At 33.2% G+C, this 1,076-nt stretch carries 1 protein-coding gene; it reads right to left on the bottom strand.

All coding sequences use genetic code 11. The annotated features are described in order from the left end of the window. Nucleotides 1-132: 132 nt before the first annotated feature. A complete protein-coding gene (locus CK503_RS15895) occupies nt 133-1,035 on the bottom strand; it encodes a coiled-coil domain-containing protein (RefSeq protein WP_095607815.1) in 903 nt (300 codons plus the stop codon). Nucleotides 1,036-1,076: the final 41 nt, after the last annotated feature.

Genomic DNA, 1,076 nt, shown 5'->3' on the forward strand with positions numbered 1-1,076 from the left:
CTAACTAACGACATTGCGCATAACCGGCGTGCAAAGTAGCGTTGATTAGTTAAATAATGAACGGAGAGCTAAAATACCAAAACTTGGCAAGTGATAGCGAGGCACGTCCGAGTTAATGCGCGGGTTAGCAGTTTATTCCTCAGCTAATCTTCTCAAAACTCTAATACCTCGATCGGTTAGAGTCCAGTCTGGATTTATTAGGACATGTTTCTGTAAATCTTCAACGAGTTTCTTCGGCAATTGAATAGATCTAAGATTAACTTCTCTTCTCAAAAAGCCTGTTGGAGCTTCCAGAAACATATCTTTAGCATAGTTTCTAAAAACATAAGTTTTAAAAGCATGCAATACTCCCTGGGGAATACCACTGAATAATTCTGTTTCTTGATTTTTTTCAGCAGTATTTATCTCATTCTTTAGATATTTCATCTCCTGCTTAAGTTTAGAGATTTGGTTGTCCTTTTCTTCTAGAGAGTCAAGCAATTCTTCTTTTTCATGTTCTTGCAACTGAGCTCTTTGCATTACATTGTCCAAGATGTTATTTCTTTCTTCAATTTCAGCTTCTAATCTGGCTTTTTCTTCTTCAAATTCTTTCTCTGCTTCTTCAATTTCTTGTTCACTTTTTGAGAAAGAATTAGCATCGAATTTATCAACCAAACCTGTATAGCCTTCATCAAGATGCTTTAGCTTTTCCCCAAAACCTGCTTCAATTCGACCTAATATTTCAGATATATCTTTTGTGAACTTATAAGTGTTATCATAAAACTTGTTGCTCATTTCAGTGGCTTTAAAATAAAAAGCTACTGATAGCCCAATTGAAAAGATTGCTAAGCTAAGTGACAAAAAGTCTGAGAAGCGAAAATCTGAAAAATCAAAATTTATAGGAGCCTCAATAATTTTATAACCTATAACTATAGCAGCAACTGATATTAAAATTATTTTGAACCAACTCTCTCTATTTAAGATATAATCTGGTTTGGAGTTTTTTGGTGGTTCAGAGTCTATTTCAATTTTATTTGAAATGTCTTCGTCACTCATTTTTATAGTATTATTAATTTAAAATTAGAATAAAACTGCTA

The organism is Fodinibius salipaludis (assembly GCF_002287075.1).
Taxonomy (GTDB): domain Bacteria; phylum Bacteroidota; class Rhodothermia; order Balneolales; family Balneolaceae; genus Fodinibius; species Fodinibius salipaludis.